The organism is Pseudomonas sp. FW300-N2A2, assembly GCF_017351735.1.
Lineage (GTDB): Bacteria > Pseudomonadota > Gammaproteobacteria > Pseudomonadales > Pseudomonadaceae > Aquipseudomonas > Aquipseudomonas migulae.
Genome location: NZ_JACNDU010000018.1, coordinates 31,393 through 46,627, shown reverse-complemented (window position 1 = coordinate 46,627; position 15,235 = coordinate 31,393). Strand labels below are relative to the sequence as shown.

The window sequence follows — 15,235 nt, the reverse complement described above, 5'->3', positions numbered from 1 at the left end:
CGAGGGTCCTTATTCCTGATCCAGGTCGGCGCTTTTCTGCGCGATGGCCATGGCCGTGAGGATTTTTCTGTAGCCAGTGAATTCGTTGCGCGCATGCACGCTGAGGATGTTGTCCAGCAGGACCACGTCGCCCTTCTCCCAGGCGAACTCGACCATCACGTCGCGATAGATGCCTTGCAGGTGGCGGATGACGTCGTCGGGGATGGCCGAGCCGTCGCCGAAGAAGGTGTTTTGCGGCAGGTCCAGCGGGCCGAATTCACGCAGCAGGTTGTCGCGGATGCTGTCCGGCAGGGTCAGCGCGTTGAAGAAGGTGCCGTGGTTGAACCAGATGCGCTCGCCCGTCAGCGGATGGCGCACGATGGCCGGGCCGTTTTGCCGGGTGCGCAGGCGATTGCCGGACTTCCACTCGGCCTGAATGCCGATCTTGGCGCAGTAGGCTTCGACTTCGCCGCGATCTTCGCTCTGGAACACGGTCTGCCATGGCAGCCCCATGCCGTCGCCGTAGTTGCGCACGTACATGATGCGTTTACGCTGAAACTCCTCGCGCACGGCCGGGTCGATTCGCGCGAGGATTTCGCGGGTGTCGCCGAACGGTGTTTCGCCGCCGGTGGTCGAGGGCGTGTCGCAGTAGAAGTACAGGTGACGCGGGAACACCGGCGAATAGGAATGCTCGTTGTGCGGGAAGATTTTCTCCGCCGCCGGGTAATCGGTGGAGCTGTAGATCTTGAACTGACCGGTGATCTGGGTCCGTGGCGAGGCGCGGAACAGGTACTCCAGGGCGCCGTCGGAAATCGCCGCCACACAGCGATTGAATTCGGCGATGTCGGCCACCTGGAAGCCACGGAACAGAATCACCGCGTGATCAAGCAGCTTGCTTTCGATCAGGGCGCGATTCTCCGTCGCCCATTCCACCAGGCTCACACCAGGCACTGCCGGGCGGCACACCAGCGGCATGCTGGCGCCGTCGAACATCGGCGCAAAACTCACCAGCCGGGTCGGGTCGGTGGACAGGCTCTTGCGCGCACCGCGGCCGATTTTGGGAATGGACTTGGTGGTTGAAACAGTCATAAACCCCTCCAGAAAATGATGACGGCGGCGCCCGGTTGGCACCGCCGCAATGAATCAGTCCGCCGCGCCTTGCGTTGCCGGCGTGCCGCGACGACGCTTGATCGCCATGGGCCCGCCCAGCAACGCCTTGCGCTGCTCGTTCAATCGCGCATCGGCACGGCGCTGCACCTCGGTGGCCAGTTCCAGCAGATCGCTGACCGTCAGCTCGTCGGCGCGCAACAACGCTTGCAGTACCGCCTCGATTTGTTCGAACAGGCTTTGCAGCGTGCTCGGCAAGTACTGCCCGGCGGGTGTTTCGAAACTCAGGTGAATGTGTTCGGCCTCGTTGTAGAACGCAGCGACCATGCCGATCTCGGCAGCTTGCCGGCCCGACGGGAAGTCCTCGACCAACAAGCCGTCCATGGAGGGCAAGCGACCGACGCCTTCCTGATAGATCAACTTGATGTCGAACAACGGCGAACGCCCGGCCCGACGCGGCAAGCGCAACGCTTCCACCAGTCGCTCGAACGGCAAGTCCTGATGGTCCGAAGCCTCCAGAACCGCACGGCGACAGGCTTGCAAAAGTTGCCCGGCAGCCTGGTCGGCATCGACCTCCACTTGCAGCACTAATTGGTTAACGAAGAAGCCGACCATTTGTTCAAGCTCAACTTGATTTCGGTTGGCGATATCGGTGCCGATGCGCACGCGGCTGACCTCGGTGCGCTGGCGCAACACCAGGGTGAAGCCGGCCAATAGCACCATGAACAGCGACAATCCACGCTGTTGGGCGAAGTCGCGCAACTGCTGACTCAAGGTCGAATTCAAGGTGAAATGTTGGCTGGCGCCTTCCTGCGCCTGACGCTGATCGCCGTCGCTCGGCAGCTCCAGCACGGCTTGCGGCTGACCGAGGCGCGCCTGCCAGTAATCGAGCTGACGTTGCAGCTCGCCGCCCTGCTCCAGCCACTGACGCTGCCATTTGGCGAAGTCTGCGTATTGCACGCTGTGCTCCGGCAACTGCGCGACACCACCCCGGTTGAGGGTCGGGTACAGCGTGACGAATTCATTGATCAGAATCCGGAACGACCAGTCATCCGCCGCGATGTGGTGCACCGTCAGCAGCAGCACATGCTCCTGATCCGCAACCTGCAACACCCGCACCCGCAGCAAAGGCCCGTTGCGCAGATCGAACGGCCGGGCGACTTCTTCACGGGCCAACTGCGCGGCTTCGACGTCCGGGGCCGGCAAATGCCGCAGGTCGCTGATGGCGAAATCCAGCGGCAGTTCGGCGTGTACCCGCTGCCAGGCCTGGCCGTCTTCCTCATAGAACGTGGTGCGCAACACGGCGTGGCGTTGCACCAGGGTTTCGAAGGTTTGCTGCAACGCCGACAGGTTCAACGCGCCGCGCAACCGCAAGGCGCCGGGCATGTTGTACATCGAGCTGTCGGGTTCGAGGTTCCACAGGAACCACAACCGCTGCTGGGCAAAGGACAACGGCTGGCGTTCGCCGGAGTGGTCCGCCACCAGCGCCGGGCGTTCGCAGACATTGGCGGCGTGCCGCAGGCCTTGCACCTGCGCCGCGAAATCCTGCAGGCGCGGGTGCTCGAACAGGCTGCGCAAACTCACCGACAGGCCCAGACGCTGACGAATCTGCGAAACGATCTGCGTGGCCAGCAACGAATGACCGCCCAATTCGAAGAAGCTGTTTTCGCGATCGACGCGGGCCACCTGCAACACCTGCTGCCAGATCTGCGCCAGCTCGATTTCCAGCTCACCTTGCGGTGCGGTGCCGGCCACGGCTTCCCAGACTTCGGGTGCCGGCAGCGCCGCACGGTCAAGTTTGCCGTTGCGGTTGAGCGGCAATGCGCTCATCACCACCAGTTGCGCCGGGAGCATGTAGTCCGGCAGACGCTCGCCCAACGCCTGGCGCACGGTTTCAGTGAGTTGCCGGGACTCGGCGCTCGGCAACACCGGCACCACATAACCGATCAATTGCTTGCCACCGACACCTTCGTGCACCAGCACCGCAGCTTCGCTGATCATCGGCAAGCCTTGCAGGTGCGCTTCCAGTTCACCGAGTTCAACGCGGAAACCGCGAATTTTCACCTGATGGTCGATGCGTCCCAGGTACTCCAGCGCGCCGTCCTCGCGATACCGCGCCAGGTCGCCGCTGCGGTACAAACGTGCGCCCGGCATGGTGGAGAACGGATCGGCGATAAAGCGTTCGGCACTCAAACCCGGACGCTGGTGATAGTGCTGGGCAATGCCGGCATCACCGCCGATGCACAACTCGCCCACGCAACCGGTTGGCAACAGATGGCCCTCGGTGTCCAGCACGTACAACGCCCGGCCGGGCAAGGCGCGGCCAATCGGCACGCCGATCAGGTTTTGCGTGTCGGCCAGGGTGCACAGGTGGGTGCTGGAAACCACCGTGGCTTCGGTCGGCCCATAGGTGTTGAGCAGGCGTACGTCGCCGAGACCGGCGGCATGCCAGAGCTTCAAGCCCTCCAGCGACATGGCTTCGCCACCGACGTGAACCTGCCGCAACCGACCTTTGTCGCGCTGAGGCTGCGCGGCCCATTCCTGGGCCAGCAAATACCAGTAGGCCGCCGGCAAGTCCGCCAGGGTCACGCCCTGTTCGATGATCTGCCGGTACAAGGTGTCGGTGTCCCACAGCTCATCGCCGCGCAACACCAGCGCCGCGCCTACGCACAGTGGCGGGTAGCACTGCTCGACAAAGCCGTCGAAGCTGAACGTAGCGAATTGCAGCACGCGGTCGTCGGCGCTGAGTTGCGAATAGTCCGCCGCAATCACGCAAAACTCGCGCAGTGCGGCGTGGGCCAGGCACACGCCTTTCGGCCGCCCGGTGGAACCGGAGGTGTAAATCAGGTACGCGAGGTCTTCGGCACAGGCGAGGTTGACCGGGTTGGCCGTGGAATAGCCGACCAGCGACGCCGTCGTCAGCGCCAGGCGCGGCAAGCCTTCGGGCAGCGCGACATCGTTCAGCAGCTCCGGTTGCGCCAGCAGCAGGTCCATGCCGCTGTCTTCGATCATGTAGGCCAGGCGTTCGACCGGGTAGTCCGGGTCCAGCGGCACATAACCGGCACCGGATTTGATAATGGCCATGAGGCTGACGATCATCTGTGCATTGCGCCGCACCGACAGGCCGACCCGTTGTCCCGGCGCCACACCGTGTTCGCGCAGGCGATGGGCGAGCTGGTTGGCCTGGGCGTTGAGCTGTGCATAAGTCAGTCGCTCGTCGCCGACGATCACGGCCCATGCATCGGGCGTGCGGGCCGCTTGCTGCTCGAAACGCTGATGCGCCAACAGCGGACTGTCCAGCAACGGCGCGGCGGGACGTGAGCCCAACAACACCTGGGCTTTTTGCTTCGCATCCAACAGACTGACGGCGCCCAACACCTGCTGCGGCTGCGCAACGAATTGCTCCAACACATGCAGTAGGTTCGCACTCAAACGCTCGATCTGCGCAGCGCTGAACAAGGCCCGGTCGAAACTGAATTCCAGACGCAGGCTGGCGCCGACTTCGATGCCGAGGGTCAGCGGGTAGCTGGTGATTTCGTGATTGCGCATTGCGCCGAAGGTCAGTCCCGCTGGCGCCCCTTGCTTCAGCGCTTCGGCCACCGGGAAGTTTTCGAACACCAGCAAGCTGTCGAACAGCGCGTTGCCCTGCTGCCCGGCCCAGCCCTGAATGTCGTAGAGCGGCACATGCTCGAACTCGCGCAGGCTCAGGTTCAGCGCTTGCAGTTCATTGAGCCATTGGCTGACCGGTTGCGCGGACGAAGGCGTGGCAATGATCGGCAAGGTATTGATGAACAGCCCCAACTGTTGCTCGATACCCGGCAACGGTGCGGATCGCCCGGCAATCGTCGCGCCGAACGCCACGCACGATTGGCCGGTGTAGCGCTGCAACAGCAGGCCCCACGCGCCCTGCAAAAAGGTGTTGAGGGTGATTTTCTGCTGCCGGGCAAACTCTGTCAGACGCTGCATCGCGGCGCTTTCGAGCGTCAGGTGATGCTCGCCCATGCCGCGCCCTTCGATCGGCGCCGGCAAGGCTTGCGCCAATAAAGTCGGCGTTTCGAGCGCGGCCAGCGCCTGTTTCCAGAACTGTTCGCCCGCCGCCGGTGGCTGCTGCTGAATCCAGCCGAGGTAGTCGCGGTATTGCCCCAAAGGTTTCGCCAGTGTCTGCCCGGCGTAATGCTGAATCACCTCGCCAAGCAACTGCGCGTTGCTCCAACCGTCCATGAGGATGTGATGACTGGTGTAGATCAAGTGCCAGGCGTCGCTGCCCTGGCGCACCAGCATCAGGCGGAACAGCGGCGCGGCACTGAGTTCGAAACCACGGCTGCGCTCTTCGGCGGCCAGTGCATCGAGGTCGATATCAGCCGCTTCGATCACCTGCAATTGCAGGTCGATCTGGCGATGAATCACCTGATGCGCAGCTTCCAGGCCCAACCAGTGGAAGCTGCTGCGCAGAATGTCGTGACGGTTGATCGCCGCCTGCCACGCCCGACCGAAGGCCGCCAGTTCCAGCCCCTGAATCTCCAGGCGCAGTTGGTTGATGTAGGCCTCGGCCTGCGGCTCATACAAGGTATGGAACAGCATGCCCTGCTGCATCGGCGTCAACGGATAAATGTCTTCGATGGTCGGGGCTGCGACGGGCAAGGCGTCCAGCTGCGTCTGGTCGATGCGAGCCAGCGGGAAGTCCGACGGTGTGACCTGGCCCGCCGGCGTTACGCAGCAGTGTTCGATCAGTGCGGTGAGTTCTTCGGTGTAGGCGTCGGCCAGTTTTTGAACGGTGCTGTCGGCGAACATGTCGCGACTGAAGCCCCATTGCAGGGAGAGTTGACCGCCATAGACCTGGCTTTCCAGCGTCAGCCAGTTGGCCAGCGGCGCATCGTCACCCTGGGCCTGGCCGCCGCTTTCCGCTGCGGGTACAAACAGTGCGTCTTCATCGAACTGGCGGTCGAACTGGCCGAGGTAGTTGAAGGTGATGCGGGGCGCCGGCAACCCTTGCAACGCGTCACGCTGGGCCGGTTCGCCGAGGTAACGCAGCAGGCCATATCCCAGGCCTTTGTCGGGGATGGCGCGCAGTTGTTCCTTGATCGCCTTGATCGTGTTCGCCGTTTGCGCACTAGGTTGCAGGCGCACCGGGAACAGGCTGGTGAACCAGCCCACGGTGCGCGTCAGGTCGAGGTCGTCGAACAAGTCTTCACGGCCATGACCTTCGAGCTGGATCAGCGTCGAGTTATGCCCGGTCCAGCGGCAGATCACCCGCGCCAGCGCGGTCAGCAGGAGGTCGTTAACCTGAGTGCGATAGGCTGCCGGCGCCGTTTGCAACAATTGCCGCGTCAACCCGGCGTCGAGCTTCGATTCGATTTTTTGGCCATGGCGATGCTGCAAGCTGCCCAGCGGATTTTCACACGGCAGGTCGCGGGCATCGGCGTGTTGTGCCTGCCAGTACGGCAGTTGCTGATCCAGCGTGCGGGCATGCGCTTGCAGGTGTTTGGCCCAGTGTTGATAAGCGCTGGTTTTGTCCGGCAACGTCGCGGCGCTGCCATCCGCCAATTGCGCGTAGGCCTGCTGCAGGTCTTCGAGCAGCACCCGCCAGGAAACGCCGTCCACCGCCAGATGGTGGACCGCCAGCAGCAGGCGTTGCGTGCCATCGTCGAGGCTGACCAGCAGCGCGCGCAGCAACGGCCCTTCGGCCAGATCGAGGCTGCGTTGCGCTTCGTCGCACAGGGCCGTCAACGCCTCGGTCGACGCCGCGTGCCGCTGCCACAACCCGGCCGTTTCGACCTGTGGTCCATGAGACTGCTGCCAGCCATCGACACTCGCGGCAAACCGCAGGCGCAAGGCATCGTGATGGTTAATCAGCGCAACCAGCGCGGCTTCCAGTGCTTGCGGGTTCAGCGCCTCGCGCGGCGTCAACAGCAAGGACTGGTTCCAGTGTTGCGGTTGCGCGATGGCCTGTTCGAAGAAGTAGTGTTGCGCCGGGGTCAGGATGACCTCACCGCTGACCGGTCCTTGGTCGATGGCACTGCGGTTGTCGAATGCCGCTACCAGCGCCAGGCTGCGCACGGTCTGGTACTGAAACAGGTCGCGCGGGCTGAGACGGATGCCGGCCTGACGGGCGCGGCTGACCACTTGAATGGAGATGATCGAGTCACCGCCCAGCTCGAAGAAGTTGTCTTCGAGGCCCACACGTTCCAGGCCCAGGACGTCCTGCCAGATCTGCGCCAATGCCATCTGCATCGCATCTTGCGGCGCGACGAACGCCTGTTGTGGCGCCGCGTCCGGTTGCGGCAGGGCCTTGCGGTCCAGTTTGCCGTTGGCGGTAACTGGCAACGCGTCCAGCGGCATCAGGTAAGTGGGCACCATGTATTCCGGCAGGCTATTGAGCAGCCAGCCCTTGAGGGTTTCCGGCCACTGCGCCTCGGCGTTTTCCAGCACCAGGTACGCCACCAGATGTTTGCCGCCCTGCACCAGGACCACCGCCTCGCGCACCAGCGGATGCTGCATCAGGCGGGTTTCGATTTCCCCCAGTTCGATACGCAGGCCGCGCAGTTTCACTTGATGGTCGAGGCGGCCGAGGTACTCGATCACCCCGTCGGCACGCTGGCGCACGCGGTCGCCGGTGCGGTACAAGCGTGCGCCGTCATGGAACGGGCACGGCACAAACCGCTCGGCCGTCAGCCCCGGACGCCGGTGATAACTGCGCGCCAGGCCGGCGCCGCCCAGGTACAACTCCCCCGCCACGCCTGCCGGCACCGGCAGCAACTGCGCGTCCAGAACGTGGGTGCGCAGGTTGGCAATCGGCCGGCCGATGGGCACGCTGTCGGCGCCCTCGTCAACGCACGTCCAGTGGGTCACGTCGATGGCCGCTTCGGTCGGTCCGTACAGATTGAACAATCCGGCGCCCGGCAGCTTGGCGAACACTTGAAGCTGGGCATCCAGCGGCAGGGCTTCACCGCTGCACGCGATGCGTTTGAGGCTGGTGCAGGCTTCAACGCCCGGTTCGTGGATAAACGCCTGAAGCATCGACGGCACGAAGTGCAAGGTGCTGATGCCGAACTCGCCGATGAGGCCGATCAACCGCGCCGGCTCGCGATGCGCGCCCGGCGGCGCCACCACCAGACGAGCACCGGTCATCAATGGCCAGAAGAACTCCCAGACCGACACGTCAAAACTGAACGGGGTTTTCTGCAACACCGAGTCGCTGCCGTCCAGCCCGTACGCCTGTTGCATCCAGCACAAACGGTTGACCAGCGCCGCATGGCTGTTGCCGGCGCCCTTGGGTTTGCCGGTGGAACCGGAGGTGTAAATCACATAGGCCAGGTTCAGCGGATTTACCGACACCTGCGGGCAATTTTCGCTGTAACCCGCCAGCCAGTCCTCGTCCTGATCCAGTGCGATGACCTTGATGCCCTCGGTCGGCAGCGTGTCAACCAAGGAGCTTTGGGTCAGCAACACGCCAATTGCACTGTCTTCGATCATGTAGGCCAGGCGTTCCGCCGGGTATTCCGGATCGAGCGGCACGTAAGCACCGCCGGCCTTGAGAATCGCCAATAGGCCAATGACCATTTCCAGCGAACGCTCAACGGCAATCCCCACCAGCACATCGGGACCGACACCCTGCTCGCGCAGGTAATGCGCCAATTGACTGGTGCGCGCATCGAGCTGTGCATAAGTCAGCTGACGGTCGCCAAACACCAGCGCCGGCGCCTCGGGTGTGCGCAGGGCCTGGGCGTGGATCAGTTCATGAATGCATTGCTCGACGGGATAGGTTTCGGCGGTGCGGTTCCAGTCATGCACCAGCACCTGTTGTTCATCCGCCGCCAGCATCGGCAGCTCGCCGACCCGCTGATGTGTGTCGATCACCATCGCCTGCAACAGCCGCGTCCAGTGCTGCGCCATGCGCGTGATGGTCGGTGCGTCGAACAGGTCGCTGGCGTAGGTCAGCGCGGCGTGCAGCTTGCCGCTCTTTTCATAGGTGTCGAGGGTCAGGTCGAACTGCGTGGTGCGCCCTTCCCACTCGATCGCGCCCAGCACCAGGCCGGACGCGGTACTGATGCTGGACATGTCCGCAACCTGCGGCTGGTGGTTGTACATCACTTGGAACAACGGCGTGTGGCTGAGGCTGCGCTCCAGTTTCAGCGCTTCGACCAGACGCTCGAACGGCAAATCCTGATGGGCCTGGGCACCGAGCGCAGTCTCCTTGATGGCACGCAGCAGATCGTCAACGCGGGTGTGGCCATCGAGCCGGGTGCGCAGCACTTGGGTGTTGACGAAGAAGCCGATCAGGCCTTCGATTTCCGCTCGGTTGCGGTTGGCAATCGGCACCCCGACACGGATGTCGGTCTGTCCGGTGTAGCGATGCAACAATGCGTTGAACGCCCCGAGCAACAGCATGAACAGGGTGATGTTGTGTTTCTGCGCGGTGGCGCGCAGTTGCTCGGCCAGTTGCGTGTCGACGGCGAATTCGTAGCGCGTGCCGCGATAGCTCGGCATCGCCGGGCGCGAGTGGTCGGTGGGCAACTCCAGCACCGGGTGCTCATCGCCGAGTTGCACTTGCCAGTAATCGAGTTGGCGCGCTTGCTCGCCCGCCTCCAGCCAGCGGCGTTGCCACAAGGCGTAGTCGCTGTACTGGATCGGCAGCGGCGCGAGTTGCGGTTGTGCACCGGCCTCGAAGGCGTCGTAGCAGCGGATGAACTCGTCGATCAGCACGTTCATCGACCAGCCATCGGAGACGATGTGGTGCAGGGTCAGCAGCAGGACGTGTTCCTGCTCGGCGAGTTTGAGCAAGGTCACCCGCAGCAGCGGGCCGATGGACAGATCGAAAGGCAGTACGGATTGCTGTTCGGCCGCTTGGGCGACGGCACGTTCGCGCTCCGTTTCCGGCAAGGCGCTGAAGTCCACGTGCTTGATGATCAGCGGCGCGCTGGCCGGCACTTGCAGCAAGGTGTCGTCGGCCTGGCGCTGGAACACCGTGCGCAGGGTTTCGTGACGCTCCACGAGGCTGACGAAGGCTTGTTCCAGCGCCGACAGGTTCAACGCACCAGTCAAACGCACCGCGCCCGGCAGGTTGTAGGCGCCACTTTGCGCGTCCAGTTGCCAGAGAAACCACATGCGTTGCTGGGCATACGACAGCGCCTGGCGATCCTCGGCCTCGACGCCGGCAGGAATGGGGAACCGGGCGAAATCAATGCCTTCCTTTTGCAAGGCCGCAAGGAACATCTGGCGCTTTTCCAGGGGCAACCCGATAAACCGGCGAGCAAGTTTCAAGGAGTCATCAGCATTCATTTCTAAGCATCCGGATCAGTGGCGGGAAGCACAAAGGCACGTCGTCCCTATAAAACGAATGCAGACCGGAAAAATTAGCGAATGAGAATAAGTGTCAGCGGGGAGATGGATCGAGGTCTGTGGACCGCCAAAAATCATTGTGGGAGCGAGCCTGCTCGCGATTGCGGTCCATCATTCAACATTGATGTTGACTGAACCACCGCAATCGCGAGCAGGCTCGCTCCCACAGGGGGATAGGTGATCTTGAGATTGTATTAGGCAGTGGCGGCCATGGCGTGCCGGCGATGGTGGACGTCGAGCTGGTCCTTGATCACGCGCAGCACCTTGGCTTCGTGCTCATGGATGAAGAAGTGACCGCCGGCCAGCATGTCCACGGAAAAACTGCCGTGGGTCTCCTTGCTCCAGCCGATCAACTGTTCGGTGGTTGCGCGATCCTCTTTGCCGCCGAGCACGTGCACCGGGCATTTCAGCAGCGGACGCTGGATCGGCTCGAAACGGCCGCACAGCAGGAAGTCTGCGCGCAGGATCGGCAGTGTCAGGCTCATCAGTTCTTCATTGGCCAGCACTTCTTCGCTGGTGCCATTGAGGGTGCGCAGTTGCTCGATCAGCTCGGCATCGGTTTTCGGATCGGCGAAACCCTGATCGTAATCAGCCCGCATCGTCGGTGCAGCGGTGCCCGAGGCGAACAGCGCCACCGGTTCCGGGCAACCCAGCGAGCGCAAGGCATGGGCCATTTCACAGGCCAGCAACGCACCGAGACTGTGGCCGAACAGCGCGTACGGCGCCTTGAGCGTGGCTTTCTGTTCCTGGGCGAGTTGCAGCGCCAGGCGCCGCATGTCGGTGTGCAACGGTTCGCCGAACCGCGCGCCACGGCCCGGCAGTTCCACCGGCTGCAGCTTGAGCCACTCCGGCAGCTTGCGCCGCCAGCGGCTGTAAACCATGGCGCTCGCGCCTGAATAGGGCAGGCACAGCAATGTCAGCTGGGTCACCGGGCTTACCTCGAAAAGTTGTCTGTAAAGAGAACGGATGAGGTCCGCCGGGAATTAGTACAGAGCCCCCTGTAGGAGCCGGCTTGCTGGCGATGGCGGCGTATCAATCGACATTGATGTGACTGACACACCGCTATCGCCAGCAAGCCGGCTCCTACACAGGTAAAACATCATTTCAAATGGCGATAGGTTGGGACCGCGGAACCAAGCACCACCGCCCCCGCCGCAATCGCCACCCAAAACCCGCTGCGCGCGCCAAACGCATCCACCAGCCAACCCGAGCTGGCCGCGCCAATCGCCACGCCGATGCTCATCCCCGTCACCAGCCAGGTCAGGCCTTCGGTGAGTTTGGCCGGCGGCACGATGCGTTCCACCAACGCCATGGCGACAATCAGCGTCGGCGCAAAAGACAGACCCGCGACGAACACGGCCAGCGCCAACCCGACAATATTGGTCGCCAGCAGCAACGGCAACGTGGTCACCGCCGTCGCCACCCCGCCGTACAGAAACAGTCGCGGCAGCGGCACTTTCGAGCGCAACGCGCCGAACGCCAAACCGGCCAGGCATGAACCGATGGCATACACCGACAACACAATGCTCGCCGCCGCCGGTTGCCCTTGATGCTGGGCGAAGGCCACGCTGACCACATCCACCACGCCGACAATGGTGCCCATGGCGACCATCAACAGCATCAGCAACTGAATTTCGCTGGAACGAATGATCGAGCCCTGATGGTGTTCTTCATGGGGATGTATCGCCGGTTCGGTGTCCCGTTGCAGAACGAACGCCGTGACGCCAATCGCCAGCATCAACAGTGCCGCCAATGGCCCCGCTTCGGGGAACACCACCACGCACAAGCCCACCGACAGCGGCGGCCCGACAATAAAACAGACTTCGTCGAGCACAGATTCCAGGGCGTACGCGGTTTGCAATTGCGGCTGGCCGCGATAGACCTCGGTCCAGCGCGCCCGCACCATCGCCGACATGCTCGGCATGCAACCGGCCAGCGCGGCGAACACAAACAGCGTCCATTGCGGCGCCTGCAAACGCGTGCACAACAACACCAGCAACAACGCGCCGCCACCGATCAGTGCCGACACCGGCAAAATCCGACGCTGCCCGAAACGGTCCACCAGCCGCGAAACCTGCGGCGCGCAAAACGCCGTGGCCAAGGCAAACGTCGCTGCCACCGCACCGGCCAATCCGTAGCCGCCCTGCAATTGCGAGAGCATGGTGATCAGGCCGATGCCGGTCATGGAAATCGGCATGCGCGCGATCATCCCGGCCAGCACAAAGGCTCGGCTGCCCGGGGCTTTGAACAGTTCGCGGTAGGGGTTGGCCATGGCTCGGCTCTCGACAAGGGCCTGCAAGTTGCCATAAGGCTGGTTGAGGGGAAAGCGGGTAATTGTTGGTTGAATGTGAAGGCCCCATCGCCGGCAAGCCGGCTCCTACAGTGGACCGCGATCAATTGTAGGAGCCGGCTTGCCGGCGATCGAACGTTAACGCGGTCCACCTGCTTAAACACCCAGGCCCCGTAGGCCAAACACCTACAAGCACCAAACAAAACCGCACCGCCCCCGAAAAATCGTTTGTTGCCGATCATTACATCCCCACCTAACATCCCTCCTCAACGGGTACAGCGGAGCTGTCCAACAAAACCCGAATTCAAGGAACCTGAATGAGCCAGCGCATCTACCGCAGCATCGACACCCCACTCCGATCCGGCCTGAACCGCGATGAACTGTGGGAAGGCCCCGACAAAGGCCTGATCAAATGCTGGGAAATCGGCCGCCAACGCGCCGCCCGCTTTCCCGAAATGGCCCGACAATGCCTGGCCAGTGAACTGCCGGTGCTGGGCTGGAAAGGGGGCGTCAGCCGCAGCCTGAAGAAACTCGAAAAGTACGGATCCCTCAAATACCTCGCCCAGTGGCAAGGTTTGCGCGGGGAAGACCTGGACGTTGACCTGGCTGAAGAACGGGCATTGACCTGCTCGCGAACCGGGATGGTGGTGACGTTTACGCCGGATCGGGCGAAGTACTTCAATCAGGTCATGGAAACGGAGGTCTGATCTGCCTCGGAACTCACTGAAAACCGCTCGCGATAGGCTTGCGGCGTCACGCCCATCGCCCGCAGGAAGCTGCGCCGCAACGTCTCTTCGCTGCCAAACCCGCACTGCACCGCGACCCGTTTGATCGGCACGCCGGTATCGCTGAGTAACCGCCGCGCCGTTTCGACCCGAATCAGTTCGATGGCCCGCGCGGGCGTCTGGCCGGTGTCGGCGCGGTAGTGACGGACGAAGCTGCGTTCGCTCATGCCAGCCTGCAAGGCGAGGGTCGGAACGCCCAGGTCCATGGTGAGGTTTTCGCTGATCCAGGCGTGAAGATCGTCGAAACGGTTGCCTTCCTTTTGCAACGACAGGGTCACGCTGAATTGTGATTGACCGCCCGGACGCTTCAAAAACACCACCAACTGCTGCGCCACTTCCAGCGCCATGGTGCGACCGAGGTCCTCTTCGACCATGGCCAGCGCGAGGTCGATACCGGCAGTGACCCCGGCCGAGGTCCAGACCGGGCCGTCATTGATGAAGATCGGATTGGGTTCGACACGCAAGCGCGGGTGTTTTTGCGCCAACTGCTCGCAACGGGTCCAGTGAGTGACCACCCGCCGGCCATCGAGCCAACCGCTGGCCGCCAGCAAAAATGCCCCGGTGCACACCGATGACACCCGCCGACACCCCGCCGCATGCTCACGCACCCAAGCCACCAGCGCCTCATCCTCAGCCGCCGCATAAACGCCCCAGCCGCCGGCAATGATCAGGGTGTCGCTGCCCTGCCCGGGCAACGGTTCCGTCACCAGCGCCAAGCCCGCCGACGACGTCACCGCCCCGCCGCCGCTGGCAATCACCGTCGGCGCGTAAGGCGGCGGCAAGCCTTTCTGGCGGGCAATGTCATTGGCCGAGGCGAATACCTGCAGCGGCCCGGTGACGTCGAGCAGTTGCACGTTGGTGAAGGCGAGCACATGGATAGTCTTGGGCATGCTTGGCGTAATTCGTGGGGTAATTGGCGTATACGCCAAATCCTACGAGCCTACAGTGAAGCCGTCCACTCACTTCACGAGAAAAACACCATGACGTTGCAGATCGGTTTTCTGTTGTTCCCGCAGGTTCAGCAACTGGACCTGACCGGCCCTTACGACGTACTCGCCTCGCTGCCGGACGTGAAGGTGCATTTGATCTGGAAAGACCTGATGCCTGTCACCGCGAGCACCGGCCTGGTGCTGAAGCCCACTGTCACCTTCGACGATTGCCCGGCGCTGGATGTGATCTGCGTTCCCGGCGGCAGCGGTGTCGGGCCGTTGATGGAGGATGAGCAGACGTTGGCGTTCATCAAGGCGCAGGCGGCCAATGCGCGGTATGTCACTTCGGTGTGCACCGGCGCGCTGGTACTCGGCGCGGCAGGTTTGCTCAAGGGTAAGCGCGCCACGACTCACTGGGCGTATCACGAGTTGCTTGGACCGTTGGGTGCAATCCCGGTGAAGGATCGGGTGGTGCGCGATGGCAATCTGCTGACCGGTGGCGGGATCACCGCCGGGATCGACTTTGCCCTGACCCTGGCGGCTGAATTGTTCGATAAGGACACGGCGCAATTGGTGCAATTGCAGCTGGAGTACGCGCCGGCGCCACCGTTTGAATCTGGCAGCCCGGAATCAGCGCCTCAGAGTGTTTTGGCAGAGGCTCATCGGCGTACGGCGCCATCGTTGCAGCAGCGGACGCTGATCACTGAACGGGCCGCAGCAAATCTCGGCTTGTAGGTAATCAACTGTAGGAGCCGGCTTGCTGGCGATGGCGGTGGGTCAGTCAACAGATTTATCGCCTGAACACA

The 15,235-nt window shown here is 63.0% G+C and carries 7 protein-coding genes; 2 read left to right on the top strand and 5 right to left on the bottom strand.

Annotated features, from left to right (window positions below; genetic code table 11):
* Positions 1 to 9: 9 nt before the first annotated feature.
* The 4 genes from J4E42_RS20360 to J4E42_RS20345 all read right to left on the bottom strand — a co-directional run bounded on the left by J4E42_RS20360 (position 10) and on the right by J4E42_RS20345 (position 12,697).
* Complete coding sequence (locus tag J4E42_RS20360) at positions 10 to 1,068, bottom strand: TauD/TfdA family dioxygenase (protein WP_008032309.1); 1,059 nt, start codon at positions 1,066 to 1,068, stop codon at positions 10 to 12.
* Positions 1,069 to 1,122: 54 nt separating this feature from the next.
* Positions 1,123 to 10,365 (bottom strand): non-ribosomal peptide synthetase, encoded by a 9,243-nt coding sequence (locus J4E42_RS20355; protein WP_207286018.1) that lies wholly within the window; start codon positions 10,363 to 10,365, stop codon positions 1,123 to 1,125.
* Between the two features lie 254 nt (positions 10,366 to 10,619).
* Positions 10,620 to 11,354 carry a thioesterase II family protein gene (locus J4E42_RS20350; RefSeq protein WP_008032305.1) on the bottom strand — a complete coding sequence of 245 codons (735 nt, stop codon included), beginning with the start codon at positions 11,352 to 11,354 and terminating at the stop codon, positions 10,620 to 10,622.
* 170 nt (positions 11,355 to 11,524) lie between these two features.
* Positions 11,525 to 12,697, bottom strand: coding sequence for an MFS transporter (locus J4E42_RS20345; protein ID WP_008032303.1), 1,173 nt, complete (start codon positions 12,695 to 12,697; stop codon positions 11,525 to 11,527).
* A gap of 335 nt (positions 12,698 to 13,032) precedes the next feature.
* Here J4E42_RS20345 and J4E42_RS20340 point away from each other — a divergent pair, with 335 nt between their 5' ends.
* Positions 13,033 to 13,422 carry a hypothetical protein gene (locus J4E42_RS20340; RefSeq protein WP_207286017.1) on the top strand — a complete coding sequence of 130 codons (390 nt, stop codon included), beginning with the start codon at positions 13,033 to 13,035 and terminating at the stop codon, positions 13,420 to 13,422.
* Here J4E42_RS20340 and J4E42_RS20335 read toward each other — a convergent pair.
* On the bottom strand, positions 13,398 to 14,390 hold the full coding sequence (locus J4E42_RS20335) for a GlxA family transcriptional regulator (protein WP_008039949.1): 993 nt from the start codon (positions 14,388 to 14,390) through the stop codon (positions 13,398 to 13,400). The two genes, J4E42_RS20340 and J4E42_RS20335, sit on opposite strands and share 25 nt — an antisense overlap.
* Before the next feature lie 90 nt (positions 14,391 to 14,480).
* On the opposite strand from J4E42_RS20335, the gene inhA reads away from it, so the two are divergent.
* Positions 14,481 to 15,164, top strand: coding sequence for an isonitrile hydratase (gene inhA, locus J4E42_RS20330; RefSeq protein WP_207286016.1), 684 nt, complete (start codon positions 14,481 to 14,483; stop codon positions 15,162 to 15,164).
* Positions 15,165 to 15,235 lie beyond the last annotated feature (71 nt).